Here is a 22528-nt window from a genome sequence, read left to right on the forward strand (position 1 = left end):
GCTGACGGCCGCGTGCGAGGCCGAGGTCAAGTGCCGGAAAATCAGCAACAGATTGGTGGGTCATATAGAAACGGGAAATGTCCCTGCCATACTTTCTGGGATGCACCCCATCCCGGTCAAGCATCATTGAGGAAGTCCGTGGTCCTCAGCAACGGCCGCCTCGCCAGCCGCACTGTGACCGCAGCTGGTATTGAAGCAGGCGGCCGGTAGGTCTTGCGGATGTCTGCGTTGGGTCAAAAACCAGTCTACGCTGCCTGCAAGCCGCTTCCGGTCTACACGAGACAGCCGACGCTTGGGCAAGCTTTGAGCTAGGCAACACCGGGCCATAATCGGACAAACGTCCGGCTCCGCAGCTACTTCGGATTGCGCGGGAACGGGATGAACCCGTCGCGGTTCGGCATTCGCACCTCCGGCAGCGAGTGCGCATCGATTACATCGTTCGGCCCAATGATCCCGTTGAGATTGAGGATGTAGGCCGAGACTGCGTAGACTTCGTCCGCGGTGAGCGATTTTGTATCTTGGAATGGCATTGCGCGACGGACATAGTCGAACAGGGTTGTTGCATAGGGCCAGAAACTTCCCACAGTCTTTATCGGCGTTTTATCCGGCGCCAGTGTGCCGATGCCGCCGACGAGCGCTCCAGCGAGCGCGACGTTGGGCCTCTCTCCCTTCTCGCCGTGACAGGCCTGACATTTCGCTACATAGATGGCCTCACCCTCGATTGCGGTACCTCGGCCAGGCGGCAGACCTGCGCCATCCGGTCCGATGCTGATGTCCCACGGGGCGATATCGGCCGGCGCGATCGGTTGCCCGAGCTGCGGGGCTTGGGCCTGTGCCGCCGGTGCCAAGGTCAGCATGGCTATGCAGACTGCAATGGGTTTAAGCGTAAACATTGCTGACCTCCCCCATCTCGTCAATTCGCCAGCTTGCGATGGCGTTGTAGTGGTAGACCCCACGAAAGCCGCGCTCAGCCGCGAACTGCGCGCGCGTTGGCTGCACCATGCCGGTGTCGTCAGTGGCGCGACTCTGCAGCACGGCGGGACTCCCGTTCCATTGCCACGCTGCGCGGAAGCGTACAGGCGCCTTTGGCAGGATCGGGCCCTGCAAAGCCGCCGGCGCCCAGCTTCGTCCACCGTCAGCCGACACGTCGACCTGCCGGATGCTGCCGTTGCCCGACCAGGCAAGCCCGGAGATCTCGTAGAATCCCGGTTCCCTCAGCGCGAGCCCCGGCGACGGCCGCGTGATGACGGATTTGACTTCGATCGGAAACACGAACTGCCAGGCCTTTTCGTCTTTGAGCAGGATCGTGTACTTCGATGTTTCGTCTTTGGTCATGGCGGGGCCGGCAGTCAGCTTGAGCCGACGCAGCCACTTCACATTCATGTTGCCCTCGAAACCAGGCAGCAGCAGCCGCACGGGGTAGCCGTTCGAAGGCCGCACTCGCTCTCCGTTCTGATAGAGACAGAGCAGCGCATCATCCATCGCCTTGGTGAGGGGGATGCTACGGCTCATGGCGGCAGCATCAGCGCCCTCGGCGATCACCCAGCGTGCCTCAGGTTCGATGCCGGCTTCATCGAGCAAAGTGGACAGCCGCACGCCAGTCCATTCCGAGCAACCCAGCAGGCCGTGAATAGCCGCCACATTGAGCGGCTGGGCCTGAGGCGCGTTGAGCGCCAGGCTGTTGCCGCCACACTCGATGAAGGCGATGCGCGATTGCATCGGATAGCGAGACAGCGCTTCGAGCGTAAACACAAGCGGGCGCTTCACAAGTCCATGGATCACCAGCCGGTGTTGATCGGGATCGATTTCTGGGACGCCGGAATGGCTACGTTCGAAATGCAGACCGGATGGCGTGATCATTCCTTCGAGCATGTGCAGCGGCGTGCGTGACGAGCCGACACCGGGTGGGTTCGGGGGCGGCGGAAATACTTTGACCACCTTGCTCTCGAACGGTGACGGCTGGCCATAGCCGGCAAATCCCGTACCCGGCACCTTCATCCAAGGCTGCACCGCAAGGGGTTCTGCCGATCCGCAGGATAAGCCCGCACCGGTCGCACCGATAACGAGCGTGCCTTCGAGAAAGACGCGGCGGCTTAGAATTCCATTGCCCGCCGCCGGATCGCCTAGTTCGGGATGTGTTCTTCTAATCATGAGCAGCACTCCCTTATCGCGGTCAATGGAAGCATATCGTTGCCCGCGCGCACGGCTAGCGCTCGGTGAGAGACCGGCACAAGAGGACTGTCGGTTTTATTGAGCGTACGATGCCAGCCGACGGCATTCCCTGCTGCCATTCGCCTCGAAGGAGACGTCGGCACGTCTCGAAAGCAGCTCCAAAGAAGCGTACAAGATCCCACGCCTTTTCAAAAGACGTCGATGTTGACCAGAATGTCGCACAAACAAGTCCGGTCAAAACCAGCGACTCGGATGTCCGAGTTGGGTCATTTTCGACCGATGCAGCGGGCATTGTCGGCCGGTCGATTCCGCTTTGCTACAAGGAACACCGCTGCCGGGGTAGCTAGACGCCGAGTTATTACGGTTTTGCGGTCACCTCAACTCCCGACGCCGCCCACCAGACGCGGGCGCCGGTTTGCGCTTGGCTTCTCGGTCGCCAGAGCGCGCAGCCACGCGCGAAAGCTGACGACCTCCGGACAGTCCGCCGTGCCTTCCGGCGCAACCAGCCAATCACCCGCGCCTGATCCCTCATTAATCCGTTCGCAGCGATAGCCCGGATGGTGGCTCACGCCGCGGGCGATCAAGAGATCGACCTTTCCCTCGACGAGCTCGTGCAGGCCGGCGGGCTGCAGCACCCGCAAGCCGATCTCCGCATGCGCGCTGCGAAACGCCGCTAGGTCGAGGCGACGCAGGTCGTAACTGCCGTGGACCCCCAATTGCAGCAGCGCCGTGCCTGATGGCTTCAACTGCGAGGTCGCCTCGGCAATGTGGCGAAAGCCTTCGGAGATCCCGGGCAGATAGGCCTGGCCTGCCTCGGTCAGGATGAGCTGCTTGTGCAGCCGTTCGAACAGTTGCACGCCGAGGCGCGCCTCCAGGGCTTTCACCTGCTGCCCCACGGCCGCGGGCGTGACGTGCAATTCGTGCGCGGCGAGCTTGAAGCTGAGATGGCGCGCGGCGGCCTCGAAGGCGCGGAGCGCGTTGAGCGGGGGAAGGGCGTAGGTCATCGCAACCGCACTTTGACACCGATGGGCCGCGTCCTTGCAATAGATTTTCTTGCGCTGAACCGCAGCAATGATGCTTTGCGCTAGCGCGATGCCGCCGGATACGGTCGACCCGCAAATCCGGAGAAATGCCATGTCCCCAGCCCACATCGTCAGCCACAATCCCGCAACGGTTCACCCGCCTGCCGGCGGCTACTGCATGGGACTTGAGCTGGAGCAGCATCGCCGCCTGCTTTTCATCAGCGGCCAGGTCCCTGAAAAATCGGACGGCACCGTACCCGACGGCTTCGAGGCGCAATGCGAGCAGGCCTGGCGCAATGTCAGGGAAGTGCTCGCCGCGGCAGGCCTCGGCGTCGAGCACCTGGTCAAGGTTACCACGTTCCTGACCGATCGCAGTCAGGTCGTCACCAACCGCGCCATTCGCCGCGCCATGCTCGGGGAGCACCAGCCGGCGCTGACTGTCGTGGTCGTCGAGACCGTCGACAGCAAATGGCTGCTGGAGATCGAGGCGATCGCCGCGGAGTGAGGCGGCGTCGTCGATGTTGCAATGAGCCAATCATATCAGGTGTCCAATGGCTGAGATCCATCCGTTCTACCAGACGCACCGGCACGCGATGGAGGCCTCCATGCGCGAGCGACTAGACCTTGCCGAAGCGATGCTCCGCGAGCACGCGCATCTCTCCGATATCGACGCAATCAGGCAGGAGGTGATGGACGAATTCGAGATCGTCCTCACCCAGATGCCCTATGTCGGCGGCGCGGCAAGCCGCATGAGTGATTTCTTCATGCGCCTGACCGGCTTCATGGCCATCAGTCGGGTGCTGCGGCGGCGTGGCGTGCCGGTGCCCGTGATCGGCGAGATCGAGCGGGAAATCTACAAGGCGCAGCTGCTGACGACACCCGAAGCCGAGCGTCTCGCCGCGGGGCGTCAATTCATGTCACGGGAGAACCAGGCCTTGATGCGCGAACAGGCAGCAAGGAGCGTTACAAACGCTCACCAAACCGAGTTTCCGGAAGACTTCGTCTACGATTTCGTCGAGCCGGGTCCGCAGGACAGCTTCGAGTTCGGCATCGACTACAAGGCCTGCGGCTTCTGCAAGCTCGCGGCGCGCCACGGCGACAAGGAGATCCTGCCGAACATCTGCGGCCTCGACTTCGTCGCCTACGCCACGCGAGGCATCCGCCTGGAGCGGACCCAGACGCTGGCGGGCGGCGCCAGCCACTGCAATTTCCGCTTCTCGCGGCTACCGTCGAATGTGAAGGCTGAGAGTTAGCCCCGCATCGTCATTGCGAGCGCAGCGAAGTAATCCAGACTGCCGCCGCGGAAAGACTCTGGATTGCTTCGCTGCGCTCGCAATGACGGGGTAAGCCACGGCTCTTGGACGTGCCTGCCGATGATGACATCATACCCCTGTTTTGCCCGACGGAGCAAATCGACTTCGCCAAATCGGCAATTTCACGACATTCGCCGGCAAGTCATTGATTTCGCTGGCCCCGGCTACTGTGCATGGGGTTGTTTTCGCACTTTTTGTTTGCCGGCCGTCTACTCCGCCGCTTTCTCCCTCAGGCGCTGTGCATAGACGTTGATGACCAGCGCCGCCAGGAGGATCAGGCCGCGGATCAGGATCTTCAGGAAGCTGTCGATGTTGACGTGGTCGAGGCCATTGTTGAGCACGCCGAGCACAAAGAGGCCGACGATGGTGTTGCCGATGCCGCCGCGGCCGCCGAACAGGCTGGTGCCGCCGACCACGACGGCGGCGATGGAATCGAGCAGGTAGGTGTCGAACTCGTTCTGCTGCGCGCTGCCGAAATGGGCGACGCCCAGCATGCCGCCGATGCCCGAGCACACCGCCGAGATGACCATGACCGCACCGAGGATCAGCTTGACGTTAAGGCCCGAATATTCGGCTGCCTCGCGATTGCCGCCGACCATGTACACGTAGCGGCCGAAGCGTGTGTAGGTCAGCACCAGATGGCCGGCGAGCAGCATGATGGCGGCGACGATGACGATCCAGGGGATGCCGCCGATCGAACCCGAGCCGAGCGTCGTGATCAGGCTCGGCACCTTGTAGGCGATCTGGCCGCGCACCAGGAGCGCGGAGATGCCGGCGGCGATCTGCATCATCGCCAACGTCATGATGAAGGAGGGGATGCCGATCACGGTCAGCCCCAGCGCGTTGACGAGGCCGAGCAAGGCGCAGAGCAGGAGCGACAGGATGATCGCGACCGCGCCGGGCAGGGGGACGTTGGCGATGTTGACGTAGGATTCCTGCAGCGTGAAGTAGGCGACCGCAATGCCGGTGACATTGGCGATGGCAGCGATCGACAGGTCGATCTCGGCGCAGAGGATCACGAAGGTGAGGCCGACGGCGATGATGCCTGTCACCGATACTTGGGTCAGGATGTTGCCGAGATTGTCGAGCGTCGCGAAGGAGGGACTGGCGAACGCGAAGAAGGCGGTGAGGAAGATCAGCGTCAGGAACGGAGCGATGTTGCGCATCTGCGAGCGCAGGAAGGGCGCAAGGCCCCGCGTCCGTTGTCCCGTCGCCATGGCCGTCTCGCTGCTCATGTGCTTCTCCGTCACGCCGCTTCCAGCAGGCGGTCCTTGCTGACCGGCTCGTTCTTGAATTCACGCACCAATGCGCCGCGCTTGAGCACGAGGATGCGGTCGGCCAGCGACAGCACCGTCTCCGGCTCAGTCGACAGCACGATGATGGCGAGCCCTTTTGTGCGGAGGTCGCGGACGATGTTGATGACGTCGTTCTTGGCGCCGACATCCATGCCGCGGGTCGGCTCGCACAGCACCAGCAGCTTGGGCGGGTAGGTCAGCCACTTCGCCAGCGCCACCTTCTGCTGGTTGCCGCCCGAGAGCATGCCGAGATCGAGGCCGACCACCGGCGGCCTGATCTGCAGCTGGTCGACCTGGCGCTTGGCGATATCGCGCTCCTGCGCCGGCTTGAGCAGGAGCGAGGAGATGCGGTCGAGAATGCTGATCGAGATGTTCTTGTAGACCGGCTCCTGGTGAAACAGCATGTCGCGCCGGCTCTCCGGCACCAGCGCCACGCCGGCGCGCCGCGCCGCCGCCGTGCTGGCGAAAGTTTTCGGCACGCCTTCGACTGCAAGCGTGCCGCTGTCCGGCTTCAGCTTGCCGAACAGGATGCGCGACAGCTCCTGCTGGCCGCAGCCCATGAAGCCGTAGATGCCGAGCACCTCGCCGGCACGGGACTCGAACGAGACGTCCTGAAGGCTGCGGGACAGCGACAGCTGGTCGGCCTTGAGAATGACCTTGCTACCGCTCGGCTGTGGCAGCATCAGATCGTCGGTGTAGCTATGCTCGAGCGCCTCGCCGCCGCGGCCGATCATGGCCTCGATCAGCGCGCCCTTGCTGGTTGCGGCGCTCGCTGTCTCCGCAACCTTGCGTCCGTTGCGGAACACGGTCACCGTGTCGGACACCAGCAGGATGTCCTCGATGAAATGCGAGATGAAGACAATGGCAGTGCCTTCCTCGCGCAGCCGCCGCAGCGTTGTGAACAGGCGCTCGACCTCGGGCGGGGAAAGGGCGGAGGTCGGCTCGTCCAGGATGACGATGCGCGCGCCGGAGAACAGCACGCGCGCGATCTCGATCAGCTGCTGCAGCCCGATCGGAAGGTCGCCGAGCCGCGCCATCGGATCGACATCGATGCCGAAGCGGGCGAGCTGCTCGCCCGCTTCGCGCGCCATCCGCCGCCATTGCACGAGGCCAAGTGCGTTCGTCGGCTGGTTGCCGAGGAAGACGTTCTCCGCGACCGTCAGGTCGGGCGCGACGCTGAGCTCCTGGTGCACCATGGCGATGCCGGCGGCGTGCGCATCGCGCGCCGAGCGAAAATGCATCTCCCGGCCGTCGACCAGGAAGCGGCCGGAGAACTCGGTGTGCACGCCGGCGATGATCTTCATCAGCGTGCTCTTGCCGGCGCCGTTCTCGCCGACGAGACCGTGGATCTCGCCGGGATAGAGCGCGAAGTCGACACCACGAAGCGCTTCGACGCCGCCGAAGCTCTTCGTGATGCCCTGCAGTTCCAGGATGGGCTGTTGTCCCACGCTCATGAAAGATCTGGAGGCTCAGATCAGGAAGTGATCCTGCATCCACTGCATCCCGGCGGCGTTGGCCTTGGTCACGACCGGGCCATCGGTGACGACGTTCTTCGGGATGCCCTGTCCACTCTTCTCGCCGCCGACCACGGCGGAGACGCCCGCGACGATCGCGCCGCCATGGATGCGGCAGGACGGATTGCGGACGGTCGCGAACATGCGGCCTTCGCTGACCGCCTGGATTGCCGGCGGCATGGCGTCGACCCCGCCGATCAGGATGTTGGTACGATTGCGCGCCTTCATGATGTTGTAGGCGGCGAGCGCCATGTCGTCATTGTGGAAGAAGGCCGCGTCGATCTGCGGGTATTTTGTGAGGTAGGTTTCCCAGAGGCGGGCGGTCTTCGACACGTCCCAATCGGCCGGCTGGGTGTCCAGCACTTCGATGCCCGGGAATTGCTTGACCACCGAATTGAAGCCCTTGGCGCGGCCCTGCGCACCGGTATGGCCGAGCGCGCCCTGCGTCATGATGATCTTGCCCTTCCCGCCCATGGCGTTGCACAGCGCCTGCGTTACCGAGGCGCCCATGAACTCGTTGTCAGGAGCGAGGAAGGAATGGACGTTGATCTGATCGAGTGGCGCGATCAGCGTGTCCATGTCGATCACGGGCGTGCCGGCGTCGATCATCTTCTGTACCGGCTGGGTGAGGGTGCCGATGCCGAAGGCCTGGATCGCGACGAAGTCCCATTTCTGCGAGGCCATGTTGTCGATCGCCGCGCGTTGCTTCACGGCGTCGAGCTGGCCGTCGAACCAGGTCACCTCGACATTGAACAGCTTGCCCCAGAATTCCGCGGCCTGCTTGCCTTGCGCGCACCAGGTCGCCTGAAGGCCCGCATTGGAGAAGGCCGCCTTCAGCGGCTTTTCGCTGCGTCCGACCTCGGCGGCCAGTGCAGGGTTTATGCCCATGCTGCCGAGGAGGGCAGCTCCGGCGCCGGCGGTCGCTGCCGCCTGAAGAAGATCGCGCCTCGTCGTCGAGAAATCTTTCGTCCCGGACATCGCTCGCTCCCATATATTTGTCGTCGGCGCGTCATTGGTTGCGCTACCGATGTCCGAAAGTCTCTCACAAGAGTTGTTCGCACTCAATCTTCAATCAGCCGCGAGATCGCGGCAGCCTGAGTGCATCGTGCGAGGCGATCAGCCGGAAATTCCCGCCGCACTCGCCGGCCACATCGAGAATGCCGCCTGCGTTTCCGGATGCGGTTCGAACGGAGCTTGATCAACGAGCGGCGTAACTTCGGCGCAGCGCGAGGCGGCACGTTCGAATCTGTCCTGGATTAGATGAATGGCCGCGTTCATCGACAGTTCAGCCGCGTGGGCAAAAAAAGAGCGGGGCCCTGGCCCCGCTCAAAAATTGTGTCGACCCTATTATCCCCGATCTTAAGAATTGATCTTGATTGACGGGGCGACGCTGCGTTTTGCGCGCCAGGGGCTCCTCCCGAGACTTGGACCACTAGGCCTCGACCTCGCGGTCAGCGCCTGAGCAAGAGGGATGCTAGATCAACTTTTCTCACTTGTCATCATTTTCGGCAACGAATGTTCAAAATAGGAGCAGCTGACGAAACGATCGGGCTTCCGGTCCCCTAAATATATGACAAGTATAAGAAATTTGTGGATGGCCGGGCGGTTTCCCCTGCCTTAGATGCCGGCCGACGGGAGGGTGGGGTCGCCCGACCAAAGTTTTCGGGCAGTTTGCGCAGGGCCAAGCAGGCGGCTGAACTGGCCTCGACTCGGCTGCATCCGGGTGATTAGTTAGCGCACGAACGAATGGTCCGGCGGATGCGCGCGCGCCTGCAAAAATTCCTGCCCTTGGTCCTGCTCGCCCTGGTGATGCAGGTGCTGGCACCGATCGCCGCCTGTCTCGCGGCCGGCCAGGCTGCGGCCGATCCGTTCTCTGCAGGCGTCATCTGCCACAGCGCAAGTGAGCAGGGCGGCCCGGTCGATGAGACCGGGACGCCGGCCGCAAAAGCTGGCACATGTGCGCTTTGCTGCCTCGCGCATGCTGACGCCTCGCTTGACGCGCCGCCCCATGCGCCGTTCTCAACTCCCGTCCGCCCCATCGCCCGCATCGTCTGGCACGTGGCGAACGCACCCGTCCTCGCCGCCGTCGACGGTTCGAGCGCTTGGGCACGCGCTCCCCCTCGCATTTCCTGATCCGCGAAACCTTCAACTCCGAGCCGGCTTCGGCCGTGCCGGGGATCGCAATGCGCCGGCTCTCTGCCGGCATCAGGAATGACCTCATGCCTCGTTCGGGCTTCTTTCGACTGCTTTCCGCACCCGGAATTCTGCTTGCCTCAACTTCTGCCCTCGTTGTGCCGTCCAATGCAATCGCAGAGGAAAACCGACGCGAGCTTCCCCCCGTCACGGTTGACGCGCCGCGGGAGAAGCGGGCCTCACCAGCCCGCGCACAGCGAACGACCGCGCGATCAACGCGGGCCCGCGCGCCTGCAATTGCGCCTGCGCAACCGACGGCAGCTTCCGAAGGGGGCCCCGGCCCTGGTGCCCTGACCGTTCTCACCGCCCAGCAGGCGCTGAGCCAAATCAACCAGACGCCGGGCGGCGTAGCGCTGGTCACAGCGGAGGCCTACCGGAATTCGACTCCCGCCAGCACGATCAAGGATGTCCTGGACTACGTGCCCGGCGTGTTTGCGCAGCCGAAATGGGGCGACGACACGCGGCTTTCGATCCGCGGATCCGGCCTGTCGCGCAATTTCCATCTGCGCGGCGTGCAGCTTTACATGGACGGCATCCCGATCAACACGGCGGACGGCTACGGCGATTTCCAGGAGATCGACCCGACCGCCTACAAATACGTCGAGGTGTACAAGGGCGGGAATGCGCTGCAGTTCGGAGCCAATTCGCTGGGAGGCGCCGTCAACTTCGTGACGCCATCGGGACGCGACCGATTTCCGAATGGCGTCTCGCTCGACGTGGGAGCCTTCGGCTTCAGGCGACTGCAGGCCAATGCAGGGGGCGTCAACGGGCCGTGGGATGGTTTCGTCACCGCATCGACGCAGGCCACGGACGGCTTCCGCGATCACGGCTTTGGCTCGGGCAACCGCGTGAGCGGCAATGTTGGCTACCAGTTCTCGCCGGATTTCGAGACGCGGTTCTATCTCAACGCCAACGAGGTGCGGCAGCGCATTCCAGGAACCGTCACCAAGGCGTCTGCCTTGACCAATCCGGAGGCCGCGGCTGAAGCGAACGTTGCCCTGGACCAGCAGCGCAACATCGACACGGTCAGGCTGGCAAACAAAACGACGATCCGCTTCGACGACACCAGGCTCGAGTTCGGCGCCTTCGGCGTCGACCGGCACCTCATGCATCCGATCTTCCAGTGGCTCGATTATCGCTACAAGGATTACGGCGGCTTCGCGAAGGTTACGGACGACCGCATCATCGGCGGTTACCGCAACAGGCTGGTCGCGGGCATCAACCTGTTGAATGGCAGCATCGACAATCAGCAATTCGCCAACATTGCGGGACAGAAGGGGGCATTGCTGTCGTCGTCGTTCGATCGCTCGGAGAACACCTCGGTTTACGTTGAGGACAGCTTCTACTTTCTGCCCAACGTCGCCGCGATTGCCGGCACGCAATTTCTGCATGCGACCCGCAATCGGCGGGACCGGTTTCTTAGCGACGGCGACCAGTCGGGAGCAACCCGCTTTGATCTTTGGTCGCCGAAGACGGGCCTGCTGTGGCAGATCGACCCGACGTGGCAGGCCTTCGCCAACGTTTCGCGTAGCGCCGAAGTGCCGAGCTTCGGCGAGAGCGCGCGCGGTCCTGGCATTCCGACGATTCCGTTCACCAGCATCCGCCCGCAGATTGCGACGACCTACGAGATCGGGACGCGCATGAGACGGCCCGACTATACGTGGGAGTTGACGGCCTATCGCGCCAACATCCACGATGAGCTGCTGTGCCTCTACAGCGCCTTCGGCAATTGCAACGTGACCAATGCCGACCGAACCTTCCACCAGGGCGTGGAGGCTGGGGCAGGGGCAGCAATCTTCCGCGACATCTTCGTGACAGGAGGCGCGCCCGACAAGGTGTGGCTCAACATCGCCTATACTTATAGCGATTTTCGCTTCGATAGCGACACGAGGTTCGGCAACAACCAGCTGCCTGGTGCGCCAAGTCACTATCTGCGCGCCGAATTGCTCTACAAGCATCCGACCGGGCTCTACGCTGGTCCGAACGTCGAATGGGTGCCGCAAGCCTATTTTGTCGACAGTATGAACACGTTGACGACGGAGTCCTATGCGCTGCTCGGATTGAAAGCGGGCTTCGACAATGGCGGGCCGTTCTCCGCCTATATCGAGGGTCGAAACCTCACCAACAGGACCTACATTGCAAGCGCCAGTATCATCGATCGCGCCACCGCGACGTCGGCGTTGTTTGAGCCAGGCGCCGGCCGGGCCGTCTACACCGGAATGAGGTATCGATGGTAAGCGCACTGAGGCTGCCGAAAACCACCACGACCGACCATGCTCGATCAGATCAAAGCCGAGGGAACCAAATGAACAGGATCAAGCTATCACTTCTCGCCGTCGCCATGCTGCTTGGCACCAGCGCGGGGGGCGCAGCCGAGGACGTCAAGACCGGCGATCTCGTCATCTCGCAGGCCTGGAGCCGGGCGACGCCGGGCGGCGCCAAGGTCGCCGGCGGCTATCTGACCATCGAAAACAAGGGCAACGCGGCCGACAGGCTTGTCAGCGTGTCCGCCGATATCGCAGGCAAGGCCGAAATTCACGAGATGGCGATGGACAATGGCGTGATGAAGATGCGCCCGCTCGACAAGGGACTGGCGATCGATCCCGGCAAGACCGTGAAGCTCGCGCCCGGCGGCAATCATTTGATGCTTCAGGAGCTGAAGGGACCGTTCAAGCAGGGCGACAAGGTGCCGGTGACGCTTCAGTTCGAGAAGGCCGGAAAGGTCACTGTTGCCCTCGACGTCCAGGGCGTCGGCGCGCAGGCGCCGGGCGATGGCGGACACTCGGGTCACATGGACATGAAGAAAATGCCGGATCATTCGGGAATGAAGATGAAATGACACTGTTCTGGATTCTCGGGAGACCGAATATGTCGAAGCGATCCTGCCTGATCCTGATAGCAGCGCTGGCCGCATCACCAGTGGCGGCGCACGTCTCGCTCGAGACCAAACAAGCCATCATCGGCGCGTCCTACAAGGCGGTCTTCACCGTGCCGCATGGCTGCGCGGGTTCGCCGACGGTGAAGATCCGCGTGCAGATTCCGGAAGGGGTCATCGCGGTGAAGCCGATGCCGAAGGCCGGCTGGATCATCGACCTCGTCGAGGGCAAATATGCCGGGGAATACGACTATCACGGCAATAAGCTCTCGTCCGGCGTCAAGGAGGTGGCGTGGTCCGGCGGCAAGCTGCCGGACAAGAACTATGACGAGTTCATCATGCACACGGTTCTGACCGACAGGCTCAAGCCGAACACGACCCTGTACTTTCCTGTGGTTCAGGAATGCGAGACTGGCGTCAGCCGCTGGATCGAGATCCCTACCGAGGGGGCAGGGCATTCGCATGAGGGCAAGTCGCCGGCGCCTGGCGTGAAGCTCCTGCCGAAACCCTGATGCGTCTCCTCGCCGCGCTCGCGACGCTGCTCTTCGCTGTCGGTTTCGCGAGTGGTGCGCTCGCGCATGCGGCGCTGATCTCGGTCGAGCCGGCGAGCGGCAGCACGCTGGCAACCGCGCCGGAGGTGGTGGAGCTGCGCTTCAACGAGCCGGTGACGCCGGGCGCGATCCGGCTGATCGACGGGGCGGGCAGGGTGCGGGACGATCCGCGTGTCAGTGCGTCGGGCGAGACGATTTCCGTGGCGATGCCGGCGGATTTGCCTGAGGGGACAGCGGTCGTCAGCTATCGCGTGGTCTCGCAGGATGGCCATCCGGTCGTGGGTTCGGTGATGTTTTCGGTCGGCACGCCGTCGGAGACGAAGCCGCCCGCGAGTGCGGACCATTGGTTGGGCGCGCTGATCTGGCTGGCGCGTGTCGGCCTCTATCTCGGGCTGTTCGTCGGCGTCGGCGGTGTGTGGTTCGCGCGCTGGATATCTCGGTCGCTGACAGGCACGACCGTGCCGCGCGCGGCGCTCGCCGTCGGCCTCCCGAGCGCGGTGGTCTCTCTCGGCGCGCTGGGCCTCGATCTCCTCGGCCTGCCGCCGGCGGCGCTCGCGACGGCCGCGCCTTGGAAGGTCGCGGTCGCAACCAGCGCCGGCCGCGCGTTTCTTGTTGCCGCCGCCGCGATGCTGTTCGCTCTGCTGGCGCTGCGCAGCGCATGGTCTTCGCGGGCGCTTGCGATCATTGCCATGGTCGGTGTGGGCTTGTCGCTTGCCATGAGCGGGCACGCCGCAACGGCGCCCCCTCAAATGATAATGCGAGCGGCGATGTTTCTTCACGGGCTGTGCGTTGCGCTGTGGATCGGCGCTCTTGCTCCGCTGGCGGCATTGCTGTCGAAGCCGACGCCAGCAACACTTGCCGTCGTGAGCCGCTTCTCGGGCATCGCCACTCCGGCGGTCGGCGTGCTGGCATTGACGGGCCTTGTCCTTGCGATTGTTCAGCTCGAGAAAGCTTCGGCGTTGGTCGAGACCCGCTACGGCCTCATCCTCTCGATCAAGCTCGCGCTGGTCCTCCTGCTGCTCGCACTTGCGGCGCTCAACCGCTTCCGCCTCACTCCGGCGTTCGCACGTGATCGCGGTGCCCAGGTCATCCTGAAGCGCTCGATCCTCCTCGAATGCGTGATCGCCCTCGCCATCTTCGCCGTCGTCGCCGGCTGGCGCTTCACGCCGCCGCCGCGAACGATTGTTCCGGAGACGCCTCTGGCGATCCACATCCACAGCGACAAGGCGATGTTCCAGGTGCTGGTGTCTCCTGGAAACGTCGGCAAAGACGATTTCGTGCTCCAGCTCATGACCGGCGAGGGGACGCCCCTGGCGGCCAAAGAGGTGACGTTGACCCTCAGCCTGCCCGAGCGTGGCATCGAGCCGATGGAGCGGGACGCCTCGCTCGGGCCCGATGGCTACTGGCACGTGCGCAAGGTCGAGCTGCCCTTCGCCGGCCGCTGGCGTATCCGGATCGAAGCGCTCGTGAGCGATTTCGAGAAGGTCTCGCTTGCGGATGAAGTCGAGGTGCCGCCGCCCTAGGCTCGCCCGCTTTGCAGGGCACGCTGCTCCTCAAGTCAAACCTGAAGGCAACGGAAAAATGACAGGTATTTCGCCGCGTTAGCGGCTTTTCCTCAATCCCGTCTTGTGTTTTCGCTCCCAATCCGGTTTCACTGCAGGCGATCACTGATTCCCAGAGTATGACCATGCGGTTGTCGCGGTTCTTTCTGCCCATCCTGAAGGAAAATCCGAAAGAGGCGGAGATCGTCTCGCATCGGCTGATGCTGCGTGCCGGCATGATCCGGCAGGAGGCTGCGGGCATCTATGCCTGGCTGCCGCTCGGGTTTCGCGTGCTGAAGAAGATCGAGCAGATCGTGCGTGAGGAGCAGGATCGCTCCGGCGCGATCGAGGTCTTGATGCCGACGCTGCAGCTCGCCGATCTCTGGCGCGAGAGCGGCCGCTACGACGCCTACGGCCCGGAGATGCTGCGCATCGCCGACCGCCACAAGCGCGAGCTGCTGTACGGGCCGACCAACGAGGAAATGATCACCGAGATCTTCCGCGCCTACGTGAAGTCCTACAAGAACCTGCCGCTCAATCTCTATCATATCCAATGGAAATTCCGCGACGAGCAGCGTCCGCGCTTCGGCGTGATGCGCGGCCGCGAGTTTCTGATGAAGGACGCCTATTCCTTCGACCTCAACGAGTCCGCGGCGCGCGTCGCCTATAACAAGATGTTCGTCGCATATTTGCGCACCTTCGCGCGGATGGGGCTGAAGGCAATCCCGATGCGCGCCGAGACCGGCCCGATCGGCGGCGATCTCAGCCACGAGTTCATCGTGCTCGCCGAGACCGGCGAATCCGGCGTGTTCATCAATCGCGACGTGCTGGACCTGCCAGTGCCGGGCGAGGACGTCGATTATGAGAGCGACCTGACGCCGATCATCAAGCAATGGACCTCGCTCTATGCGGCGACCGAAGACGTCCACGACGCCGCGCGGTTCGAGCAGGAGGTGCCCGCGGACAAGCGGGTGAACACCCGCGGCATCGAGGTCGGCCAGATCTTCTATTTCGGCACCAAATATTCCGAGCCGATGAAGGCGCTGGTGGCGGGGCCGGACGGCGTCGACGTGCCGATCCATGGCGGCTCGTACGGCGTCGGCGTCTCGCGCCTGCTAGGTGCCATCATCGAGGCCTGCCATGACGATGCCGGCATCAAATGGCCGGAGGCGGTGGCACCGTTCCGCGTCTCGATCCTCAACCTGAAGCAGGGCGATGCCGCGGTCGATGCGGCCTGCGAGAAGCTCTATGCAGAGCTCACGGCCAAAGGCGTCGACGTGCTCTATGACGACACGGATCAACGCGCCGGCGCCAAATTCGCCGCCGCCGACCTGATCGGCATCCCCTGGCAGATCATGATCGGGCCGAAGGGGCTCGCCGACGGCAAGGTCGAGATCAAGCGGCGCAGCGACGGCGCGCGCGAGACCATGTCGCCTGCAGACGCGGTCGCAAGACTCGTGGGCTGACAAGGCTGGTCGGCTGAATATTGTTCATCGCGCGATATCGCGGCCGCCAATCCGGCCACAATTGACCCCGAATCATGGGATTATCGAGCGATGGATGAGACCATGACCGACACCGTGCAAACCGCGCCTTTCGCGCCATTCGAGTGGATGCTGTCGGCGCGCTATTTGCGGGCGCGCCGCAAGGAGGGATTCATCTCGGTCATCGCCGGGTTCTCCTTTCTCGGCATTATGCTCGGCGTCGCGACGCTGATCATCGTCATGGCCGTGATGAACGGCTTCCGCAAGGAGCTGCTCGACAAGATCCTCGGGCTGAACGGCCACATCCTGGTCCAGCCCCTGGAATCGCCGCTGACCGACTGGAAGGACGTTGCCGACCGCCTCAGCCAGGTCGAGGGCATCCGGCTCGCGGCGCCGGTGGTTGACGGTCAGGCGCTGGCGTCATCGCCATGGAATGCCTCGGGCGTCCTCGTGCGCGGCATCCGCTCCGACGATCTCAACAACCTCACCTCGATCGCCAAGAACATCAAGCAGGGCTCGCTCGAGGGGTTTGACGAAGGGCAGGGCGTCGCGATCGGCCGGCGCCTCGCCGACCAGCTGTCGCTGCATGCGGGTGACAGCATTACGCTGGTGGCGCCGAAGGGCGCGGTCACGCCAATGGGCACCACGCCGCGCATCAAGCCGTACAAGATCGTCGCGGTGTTCGAGATCGGCATGTCCGAGTACGATCTCGGCTTCGTGTTCATGCCGCTCGCCGAAGCGCAGGCCTATTTCAACCGTAGCAACGACGTCACCTCGATCGAGGTGTTCACGACCAATCCCGACAGGATCGACGCCTTCCGCAAGGCGGTGACGGAGGCGGCGGGCCGGCCGATCTTCCTGGTGGATTGGCGGCAGCGCAACTCGACCTTTTTCAACGCGCTCCAGGTCGAGCGCAACGTGATGTTCCTGATCCTGACAATGATCGTGCTGGTCGCCGCGCTCAACATCGTCTCCGGCCTGATCATGCTGGTGAAGGACAAGGGCAGCGACATCGCGATCCTGCGCACCATGGGCGCCTCGCAGGGATCGATCATGCGGATCTTCCTGATCACGGGCGCCTCGATCGGTGTGGTCGGCACGCTGGTCGGCTTCTGCGTCGGCCTCGTGATCTGCCTCAACATCGAATCGATCCGGCAGTTCCTGTCCTGGCTGACCTCGACCGAGCTGTTCTCGCCGGAGCTCTATTTCCTATCGAAACTGCCGGCCGAGATCGACGTCGGCGAGACCACGGCCGTCGTCATCATGGCGCTGACGCTGTCGTTCCTGGCGACGCTGTATCCGTCGTGGCGCGCCGCGCGCCTCGATCCCGTCGAAGCGCTGCGGTACGAGTGAGGGCCTGATGGAGCAGCAGCAGGGGGCGGAAGATGTACCGGTCATTTATCTCCACGAGATAAAGCGGCAGTACTTGCAGGGCGAGGTGCCGTTGACGATCCTCGACGGCGCCAAGCTGGCGCTGTGGGCCGGGCAGTCCGTCGCCCTGGTGGCGCCGTCTGGCTCGGGCAAGTCGACGCTGTTGCATATCGCGGGACTGCTGGAAGCGCCCGATTCCGGCGAGGTCTACGTCTCGGGCGCGCCGACCTCCCAGCTGCCCGACATTGAGCGCACCCAGCTGCGCCGCACCGATATCGGCTTCGTCTATCAATCGCATCGGCTGCTGCCGGAATTCTCGGCGCTCGAGAACGTCATGCTGCCGCAGATGATCCGCGGCCTGAAGAAGTCCGAGAGCGTCAAGCGCGCCAAGGAGATCCTGGGCTATCTCGGGCTCGGCGACCGCATCACTCATCGCCCGGCCGAGCTGTCGGGCGGCGAGCAGCAGCGTGTCGCCATCGCCCGCGCAGTGGCCAACGCGCCGCGCGTGCTGTTTGCGGACGAGCCGACCGGCAACCTCGATCCTGCGACAGCCGAGCACGTGTTCCAGGCCCTGATGCAGCTGGTCAAGGCGACGCACGTGTCGATGCTGATCGCCACCCACAACATGGAGCTTGCCGGCCGCATGGACCGGCGGGTCTCACTGTCGCACGGCCAGGTGGTCGAGCTCGACTAAGAAACCTCGAAAACAACCCCATGCACAGTAGCCAAGTGCTTGGTGGGACTTGCGAAAAAATTCGGCGGCGGCGCTCCGCCGCCGCCTCGGTCTTCAAGGCCTGATCACCGTCAATTTGAACGGCCCGCCATTGGCCGCTGCGTGCTCCACGGCCTCGTTGGCATGATCGAGGTCGAAGGCTGTGGTCTCGTACTCCTCCAGCTTGAGCAACCCCGCGCGCACCAGCGCGATCAGGCGAGCCGCGGCATCGCGCGGATACATCCAGACGCCATGGATCGTGATGCATTCGCGCATGATCCAGTTGTAGGGCAGCTCCAGGCCCGGGCCGCCCTGCATGTTGACGCCGCCCATCAGCACGACACGGCCATTGGGCCGCACCGTCATGATCGCGGCGCGCACCACCGTCGTGGCGACGGAGGGCGGCATAATATCGAGCGCGCAATCGATGGGGCCAGGCGCCGCGCGCTTCATCAGCTCGCGGTCGTCATTCTCGTTGCCCGTCAGCTTCACCGGCCTGACGCGCGCGCCATAGCGACGCACGAGTTCGGCGAGCATCTTCTCGTTGCGGCCCGGCGCCACGACACAGGCCGCGCCCATCGCGAGCGCCACGGCCACGGCGGCGCTGCCGAAATTGCCGGTCGCACCGCTCACGAGCACGGTCTCGCCGGGCTGCAGCCTTGCGGCAAGGAAGCCGCCATAGGGCACGAGCATGGTGCCGAGCACGCTCCATTGGGTGGCCTCGGCCTCGCTGAGTTCGCCGAGCCGCGTCACGTTCTCTGTCGGCACCCTCATCCGCTCGGCGAAGGAGCCGTGGTGGAAATATTTCTGCAGCCGCATGCCGCCTTCGCCGCGCGCGCTCACACCCTGCAGGTGAATGTCGGGAGCGATCGCGTCGTCGCGCGAGCGCACCGTCGGATCGCAGAGCACCCAGTCGCCCACGGACAATTTCGTTGCGTCCGGGCCGATCGCGCGCACGCGGCCGACGCCGCCGGCTCCGGGAATGACGGGCAAGTCCAACGCGTATTTGCGTTGGCCGCTGAACACCTCGTTGGAATAGGACAGCACGCGGTGGCGACGACATCGACGATCACCTCGCCGGTGCCGAGCACAGGTTCGGGAACCTCCTCGACGACCAGTGGGGATCCGAAAGATTTGAGTACGGCAGCCTTCATGATGTTGACCTTCGTTCGCACCTCATTGTGAGGTGCACGGAATATGCGAGGGCTGTTGTGCGGCAGGAAGGCCTGGTATTATCCTAGTATTCCGAGGGCCCTCCATCGAGGAGCGAAATCAATGGCCGATCCACGCCGCGTCGAGTTCGGGGATTTCCTGAGGTCCCGCCGCGAAAAGCTGTCGCCAAAAGCGGTCGGACTCCCGATGGGCAGGCGTCGGCGCACCGCAGGGCTGCGCCGCGAGGAGGTCGCGCAGCTCGCCGGCATCGGCGTCGACTGGTACGTCCGTCTCGAGCAGGGCCGCACGGTCAGCCCGTCCGTCACCACCGTGGATGCGCTGGCCCGGGCCCTCCGTCTCAGCAAGACGGAGCATGCGCATCTGAAGGCGCTGGCCCGTGATGGTGCAAGAAGCGCGTTCACGCGCGAAATCGTGCCACCGTCGATCCGGCGGATGATCGAGAGTCTGCATCAGCCGGCTTACATCACCGGGCGGCGCTGGGACGTGCTGGCCTGGAATGCGGCGGCGGAGGAGGTCTTTGGCTTTAGCCAATTCCCAGAGCGGGATCGCAATACGCTGCTGCTGGTCTTGACGAACAAGCAGACTAGAAAATTCTACGGCGCGAGCTGGACCGAGGTCGCCAAGCGCATGGTCGCGATGTTCCGCGCCACGCACGACGTCTGGGCCGGCGATCCCGCCTTCACGGAGCTGCTGACGCGACTGCGCGAGGGCAGCCCGGAATTCGTCGAATGGTGGGAGGCGCACGACATCCGCAGCACCATCTCGGGCAGCAAGACCATGCACCATCCGACCAAGGGCGTGCTGCACTTCGAGCACACCAGCTTCCAGGCCAACGACGACCCGGCGCTGAAGCTCGTGATCTATACGCCGGTTGATGGTAGGGACTGATCGACGCAGGCTTCAGCTTCTGAACAGCGACTGGCAAGCCTCGTCGCTCGCAGCGCGCTCATGGCGCGGCTGCGGCGGAAGGCGCTGCGCTGGCGTTCGGCAGGGGACCTGCTGTCCAGGGAGTATCCGTCCAGGTCGTCGGCTGCAGAGGATTCGCTGGCCAGGCTTTTGCCGGGGCTGTCGTCGCCGATGTGCACGACGTCCCGAGCTGCGTCCACACCGACGGCAAACCGGTCAAATCGATGTTGAAGCGCGTGACGTCTGCCTTACCCTCTGGTTCCGGTGTGGTTTCCCGGACCTGCAGAGAGTGCGAGGCCAGCACCGCTTTAACCATGTCGGGATCGACGGCGCCGTTCCAGACCTCGTACTTTCCGAACCGCACCGGAGGTCCTCCCGCGTGCTTGCTGAGATCGGCACTGGCTGCCATCTGGATCGTTCTCTGGCCGGTGCCGGCTGCGTCGATCTCGCCCATGAACAGCAGCGGCACGCGATTCTTGCTTTCGCAATAGAGGCGCCATTCCATGGTCCGGAACGACGCAGCGCTTTCCTTCTTCACCGCAGCCATCTTGCTGATGAAGGGCCGCGCTCCTTTCTCCAGCCGCCACATCGTTTCGGCGAGCGGTCGCGTGTCGATGCCGAAACCGTAGAGCTCGGATCGCGTCAGCACGTGCAGGCTTTCGAACTTCACCGTCCGGATCAGGGAATCGAGCTCGCGACTAATTCCCATCGCTGCGATGAACGCGGCGCGATCGCGATCTGCCGCCAGGAGCCGGCGACGCCTGTATTCCGCGACGGCCGCCGGATCAGGCCGTCCAGCAAAGGCGAGCACCAGCCTGGAATTATGCACCGCCATTGTTGCGTCGGGGGCGACTTCGCGCGATGTCGCCCCGAGAAGCACGTATCCACAGGCCGAGTTGCACATGGCACGGTAAGTGGTGAGCTCGGCCTCGATCTCGCCGCTTGCGTTCTTGAGCTTCAGGCACGCGGCGTCCGCCTGCGTGCCCGCCGCGCAGGCGGTCGCGATCGTCCGGCCAACCCTGGCGATCGCCTTGCGGCTGCGCAGCAACCGCGCGATCGCGTAGGACTGCTCGACGTTGCCGCCCGGCGAATGGAGATAGATCGGACGCTGCAGGTCCTTGACGGTGGCGAGGAAGCGGCGAACGCGCAGCGCAGCCTCCCGATCGATCTCGCCCTCGATCGCGATCCAGCGATCGCAGCCCGGACCGCATACGTCGGCCGGCCCCTTGGCGAGATAGATCGTCAGCCTGGAGGCAAATCTGGCTTTCTCGGCCGGCGTTGCTTCGGCACGTAACGTGCCCGGAAGCAACAGCAAGGCAAGGAGAAGCAGGATGCGGGCGAGCATGTAAGGATCGACTGCGCGAAGGACGGCTGGGATGGACGCTATACGATGACTGGCGCGGCCACAACTTGCGGCCGCGTGCGCGATGCGCATTGTTTCGGATCGACGTCTGGCGCGGTGCGCATGAGGCGATGTGAATCGCCAGCGGGATTCCTGATCAACGAGGGCGGCTTCATTCCCGGGAGGTCGGATTCAGGCCACTTGAACGCTCCAGCTTCATCTGTGTCATGGCGACGCCGGAGATTGCGAGCAGCCCGCCGACGATCAGTTTCGGCGTCATCTGCTCACCGAGGAACATCACGCTCGACATCAAGGCGAACACCGGAAGCAGCAGGCCGAAAGGTGCGATGCGGCCCATGGAGCAACGCGCGATCAGCCAGAACCAAAGGCCAAACCCGACAATTCCGCCGATGAAGATGGTGTAGGCGAGCGCCAGCCAGCCACGTCCATCCGCCGTGACGAGGCTCGTCGTTTGGCCGTATTCAAGGAGCAGCGACATCAGCATCACCTGTGGCACCGTTAGCAGCGACGACCACCCCATCAGCATCAGGGGATCGAAAGGCCCGTAGCGCTTCGTCAGGACGTTGGACACGGCGAATGCGAAGGCGGCCCCGATCACCAAGAGGAGCGGAAGCGGCTTTGCCGCCAGGTCGGGCCCCGCTGCCAGCACAATCACGCCAAGGAATGCGAGCACCACGCCGGCGGAGCTGGCGAGCGACGGCCGCTCCGCGAGCAACGGCCAGGCCAGCAGAACCGCGAAGGGCGGGGCGAGCTGATAGGCAACGGCCGACATGCTTCCCGAGCCGAGCTCAAGGCCGACATAGAACAGCCCGAAATTCAGCCCACCCAGGAAGATCGAAATGGCAGCGACAGGGCCGAGCTGCTGGCGCGTGGGCCTCTTGACGAACGGAACGAGCAGCAGCGCGATCGCCAGGAAGCGCATGGCAAGGAAGAAGAGCGGCGGAAACTCCGCGACGCCCACCTTGATGACCACGAACTGATAACCCCAGAGCAGGGGGACGGCCACCGCACAGACCATCTGGATCGCAGACATCGCATTGTTC

20 protein-coding genes and 1 pseudogene are annotated in these 22528 nt (G+C 63.9%); 11 read left to right on the plus strand and 10 right to left on the minus strand.

Annotation, left to right across the window (positions count from 1 at the left end):
• Positions 1-353 precede the first annotated feature (353 nt).
• The 3 genes from HZZ16_RS17995 to HZZ16_RS18005 form a co-directional block, all read right to left on the minus strand.
• Positions 354-893: a c-type cytochrome gene (locus HZZ16_RS17995; RefSeq protein WP_197950076.1), complete on the minus strand. Its 540-nt coding sequence runs from the start codon at positions 891-893 to the stop codon at positions 354-356.
• A complete protein-coding gene (gene soxC, locus HZZ16_RS18000) occupies positions 880-2151 on the minus strand; it encodes a sulfite dehydrogenase (protein ID WP_197950218.1) in 1272 nt (423 codons plus the stop codon). Before soxC ends, HZZ16_RS17995 begins: the two co-directional genes overlap by 14 nt.
• Before the next feature lie 398 nt (positions 2152-2549).
• Positions 2550-3176 carry a LysR family transcriptional regulator gene (locus tag HZZ16_RS18005; RefSeq protein ID WP_197950220.1) on the minus strand — a complete coding sequence of 209 codons (627 nt, stop codon included), beginning with the start codon at positions 3174-3176 and terminating at the stop codon, positions 2550-2552.
• A 130-nt stretch (positions 3177-3306) separates the two neighbouring features.
• Between HZZ16_RS18005 and HZZ16_RS18010 the strand changes: the two genes are divergently transcribed.
• Both HZZ16_RS18010 and HZZ16_RS18015 read left to right on the plus strand, forming a co-directional pair.
• Entirely contained in the window at positions 3307-3699 is a 393-nt protein-coding gene (locus HZZ16_RS18010; protein ID WP_197950078.1) for a RidA family protein, read from the plus strand.
• 46 nt (positions 3700-3745) lie between these two features.
• A complete protein-coding gene (locus HZZ16_RS18015) occupies positions 3746-4447 on the plus strand; it encodes an L-2-amino-thiazoline-4-carboxylic acid hydrolase (protein ID WP_197950080.1) in 702 nt (233 codons plus the stop codon).
• 269 nt (positions 4448-4716) lie between these two features.
• On the opposite strand, the gene HZZ16_RS18020 is transcribed toward HZZ16_RS18015, so the two are convergent.
• The 4 genes from HZZ16_RS18020 to HZZ16_RS18035 all read right to left on the minus strand — a co-directional run bounded on the left by HZZ16_RS18020 (position 4717) and on the right by HZZ16_RS18035 (position 8594).
• Positions 4717-5742 carry an ABC transporter permease gene (locus tag HZZ16_RS18020; RefSeq protein ID WP_197950082.1) on the minus strand — a complete coding sequence of 342 codons (1026 nt, stop codon included), beginning with the start codon at positions 5740-5742 and terminating at the stop codon, positions 4717-4719.
• An 11-nt stretch (positions 5743-5753) separates the two neighbouring features.
• Entirely contained in the window at positions 5754-7256 is a 1503-nt protein-coding gene (locus HZZ16_RS18025; protein ID WP_197950084.1) for a sugar ABC transporter ATP-binding protein, read from the minus strand.
• Positions 7257-7271: 15 nt separating this feature from the next.
• Positions 7272-8294, minus strand: a complete 1023-nt coding sequence (locus tag HZZ16_RS18030) for a sugar ABC transporter substrate-binding protein (protein WP_197950086.1) — start codon at positions 8292-8294, stop codon at positions 7272-7274.
• A 138-nt stretch (positions 8295-8432) separates the two neighbouring features.
• Positions 8433-8594: a hypothetical protein gene (locus HZZ16_RS18035; protein WP_197950088.1), complete on the minus strand. Its 162-nt coding sequence runs from the start codon at positions 8592-8594 to the stop codon at positions 8433-8435.
• A 480-nt stretch (positions 8595-9074) separates the two neighbouring features.
• Between HZZ16_RS18035 and HZZ16_RS18040 the strand changes: the two genes are divergently transcribed.
• The 8 genes from HZZ16_RS18040 (at position 9075) to HZZ16_RS18075 (ending at position 18025) form a co-directional block, all read left to right on the plus strand.
• Positions 9075-9449, plus strand: a complete 375-nt coding sequence (locus HZZ16_RS18040) for a DUF2946 family protein (protein ID WP_197950090.1) — start codon at positions 9075-9077, stop codon at positions 9447-9449.
• Between the two features lie 86 nt (positions 9450-9535).
• On the plus strand, positions 9536-11746 hold the full coding sequence (locus HZZ16_RS18045) for a TonB-dependent receptor family protein (RefSeq protein ID WP_197950092.1): 2211 nt from the start codon (positions 9536-9538) through the stop codon (positions 11744-11746).
• Between the two features lie 68 nt (positions 11747-11814).
• Positions 11815-12348, plus strand: coding sequence for a copper chaperone PCu(A)C (locus tag HZZ16_RS18050; RefSeq protein WP_197950094.1), 534 nt, complete (start codon positions 11815-11817; stop codon positions 12346-12348).
• A 29-nt stretch (positions 12349-12377) separates the two neighbouring features.
• Positions 12378-12896, plus strand: coding sequence for a YcnI family protein (locus HZZ16_RS18055; protein WP_197950096.1), 519 nt, complete (start codon positions 12378-12380; stop codon positions 12894-12896).
• On the plus strand, positions 12896-14458 hold the full coding sequence (locus tag HZZ16_RS18060) for a copper resistance CopC/CopD family protein (RefSeq protein ID WP_197950098.1): 1563 nt from the start codon (positions 12896-12898) through the stop codon (positions 14456-14458). Before HZZ16_RS18055 ends, HZZ16_RS18060 begins: the two co-directional genes overlap by 1 nt.
• A gap of 164 nt (positions 14459-14622) precedes the next feature.
• Complete coding sequence (gene proS, locus HZZ16_RS18065; RefSeq protein ID WP_197950222.1) at positions 14623-15942, plus strand: proline--tRNA ligase; 1320 nt, start codon at positions 14623-14625, stop codon at positions 15940-15942.
• A gap of 90 nt (positions 15943-16032) precedes the next feature.
• Positions 16033-17313 (plus strand): lipoprotein-releasing ABC transporter permease subunit, encoded by a 1281-nt coding sequence (locus HZZ16_RS18070; protein WP_197950100.1) that lies wholly within the window; start codon positions 16033-16035, stop codon positions 17311-17313.
• Between the two features lie 7 nt (positions 17314-17320).
• Positions 17321-18025, plus strand: a complete 705-nt coding sequence (locus HZZ16_RS18075; protein WP_197950102.1) for an ABC transporter ATP-binding protein — start codon at positions 17321-17323, stop codon at positions 18023-18025.
• A 93-nt stretch (positions 18026-18118) separates the two neighbouring features.
• On the opposite strand, the pseudogene HZZ16_RS18080 reads toward HZZ16_RS18075, so the two are convergent.
• Positions 18119-19197, minus strand: a pseudogene (locus HZZ16_RS18080) (quinone oxidoreductase family protein).
• A gap of 121 nt (positions 19198-19318) precedes the next feature.
• Here HZZ16_RS18080 and HZZ16_RS18085 point away from each other — a divergent pair.
• A complete protein-coding gene (locus tag HZZ16_RS18085; RefSeq protein ID WP_197950104.1) occupies positions 19319-20104 on the plus strand; it encodes a helix-turn-helix transcriptional regulator in 786 nt (261 codons plus the stop codon).
• A 58-nt stretch (positions 20105-20162) separates the two neighbouring features.
• On the opposite strand, the gene HZZ16_RS18090 is transcribed toward HZZ16_RS18085, so the two are convergent.
• Both HZZ16_RS18090 and HZZ16_RS18095 read right to left on the minus strand, forming a co-directional pair.
• Entirely contained in the window at positions 20163-21467 is a 1305-nt protein-coding gene (locus HZZ16_RS18090) for a hypothetical protein (RefSeq protein ID WP_197950106.1), read from the minus strand.
• Between the two features lie 169 nt (positions 21468-21636).
• On the minus strand, positions 21637-22518 hold the full coding sequence (locus HZZ16_RS18095) for a DMT family transporter (RefSeq protein ID WP_197950108.1): 882 nt from the start codon (positions 22516-22518) through the stop codon (positions 21637-21639).
• Positions 22519-22528: the final 10 nt, after the last annotated feature.

It is taken from the genome of Bradyrhizobium glycinis (genome assembly GCF_016031655.1).
In the GTDB taxonomy this organism is placed as follows: Bacteria; Pseudomonadota; Alphaproteobacteria; order Rhizobiales; family Xanthobacteraceae; genus Bradyrhizobium; species Bradyrhizobium glycinis.

What these genes read in the sequence shown, in the direction of transcription:
- HZZ16_RS17995 (WP_197950076.1), bottom strand. Translation starts at nt 893, where the DNA reads ATGTTTACGCTTAAACCCATTGCAGTCTGCATAGCCATGCTGACCTTG.
- soxC (WP_197950218.1), bottom strand. Translation starts at nt 2,151, where the DNA reads ATGATTAGAAGAACACATCCCGAACTAGGCGATCCGGCGGCGGGCAAT.
- HZZ16_RS18005 (WP_197950220.1), bottom strand. Translation starts at nt 3,176, where the DNA reads ATGACCTACGCCCTTCCCCCGCTCAACGCGCTCCGCGCCTTCGAGGCC.
- HZZ16_RS18010 (WP_197950078.1), top strand. Translation starts at nt 3,307, where the DNA reads ATGTCCCCAGCCCACATCGTCAGCCACAATCCCGCAACGGTTCACCCG.
- HZZ16_RS18015 (WP_197950080.1), top strand. Translation starts at nt 3,746, where the DNA reads ATGGCTGAGATCCATCCGTTCTACCAGACGCACCGGCACGCGATGGAG.
- HZZ16_RS18020 (WP_197950082.1), bottom strand. Translation starts at nt 5,742, where the DNA reads ATGAGCAGCGAGACGGCCATGGCGACGGGACAACGGACGCGGGGCCTT.
- HZZ16_RS18025 (WP_197950084.1), bottom strand. Translation starts at nt 7,256, where the DNA reads ATGAGCGTGGGACAACAGCCCATCCTGGAACTGCAGGGCATCACGAAG.
- HZZ16_RS18030 (WP_197950086.1), bottom strand. Translation starts at nt 8,294, where the DNA reads ATGTCCGGGACGAAAGATTTCTCGACGACGAGGCGCGATCTTCTTCAG.
- HZZ16_RS18035 (WP_197950088.1), bottom strand. Translation starts at nt 8,594, where the DNA reads ATGAACGCGGCCATTCATCTAATCCAGGACAGATTCGAACGTGCCGCC.
- HZZ16_RS18040 (WP_197950090.1), top strand. Translation starts at nt 9,075, where the DNA reads ATGCGCGCGCGCCTGCAAAAATTCCTGCCCTTGGTCCTGCTCGCCCTG.
- HZZ16_RS18045 (WP_197950092.1), top strand. Translation starts at nt 9,536, where the DNA reads ATGCCTCGTTCGGGCTTCTTTCGACTGCTTTCCGCACCCGGAATTCTG.
- HZZ16_RS18050 (WP_197950094.1), top strand. Translation starts at nt 11,815, where the DNA reads ATGAACAGGATCAAGCTATCACTTCTCGCCGTCGCCATGCTGCTTGGC.
- HZZ16_RS18055 (WP_197950096.1), top strand. Translation starts at nt 12,378, where the DNA reads ATGTCGAAGCGATCCTGCCTGATCCTGATAGCAGCGCTGGCCGCATCA.
- HZZ16_RS18060 (WP_197950098.1), top strand. Translation starts at nt 12,896, where the DNA reads ATGCGTCTCCTCGCCGCGCTCGCGACGCTGCTCTTCGCTGTCGGTTTC.
- proS (WP_197950222.1), top strand. Translation starts at nt 14,623, where the DNA reads ATGCGGTTGTCGCGGTTCTTTCTGCCCATCCTGAAGGAAAATCCGAAA.
- HZZ16_RS18070 (WP_197950100.1), top strand. Translation starts at nt 16,033, where the DNA reads ATGGATGAGACCATGACCGACACCGTGCAAACCGCGCCTTTCGCGCCA.
- HZZ16_RS18075 (WP_197950102.1), top strand. Translation starts at nt 17,321, where the DNA reads ATGGAGCAGCAGCAGGGGGCGGAAGATGTACCGGTCATTTATCTCCAC.
- HZZ16_RS18085 (WP_197950104.1), top strand. Translation starts at nt 19,319, where the DNA reads ATGGCCGATCCACGCCGCGTCGAGTTCGGGGATTTCCTGAGGTCCCGC.
- HZZ16_RS18090 (WP_197950106.1), bottom strand. Translation starts at nt 21,467, where the DNA reads ATGCTCGCCCGCATCCTGCTTCTCCTTGCCTTGCTGTTGCTTCCGGGC.
- HZZ16_RS18095 (WP_197950108.1), bottom strand. Translation starts at nt 22,518, where the DNA reads ATGTCTGCGATCCAGATGGTCTGTGCGGTGGCCGTCCCCCTGCTCTGG.